This is a genomic window from Lentilactobacillus parafarraginis DSM 18390 = JCM 14109, assembly GCF_001435895.1.
Lineage (GTDB): Bacteria > Bacillota > Bacilli > Lactobacillales > Lactobacillaceae > Lentilactobacillus > Lentilactobacillus parafarraginis.
Map to the genome: position 1 here is coordinate 1 of NZ_AZFZ01000242.1, position 245 is coordinate 245.

The window sequence follows — 245 nt, forward strand, 5'->3', positions numbered from 1 at the left end:
CGGGAAATCCGTCTTGGGCTGCACCGACGCTGCAGTGGTTGAAGTTCCAGATTCAATTCATGGTGGATCTTCATAACGCCGTATCGCTGCTTGAATTCCGCAAAGATCCGCAGAATCCGTTGTTTTAAGTCCTCATCTTCGGCCCGGCGTTTTGAAGGCTTGGGGGATCGATAACGATAATACTGAGCTCTGGAAACACCGAGGATTCGGCACATCTTAGTTACCTGGTGGTGATGGCTTTCTTG

1 protein-coding gene is annotated in these 245 nt (G+C 50.2%); it reads right to left on the bottom strand.

Annotated features, from left to right (window positions below; genetic code table 11):
- A partial coding sequence (locus tag FD47_RS15300) for an IS3 family transposase (RefSeq protein ID WP_156404185.1) occupies positions 1 to 245 on the bottom strand: 245 nt, incomplete at both ends.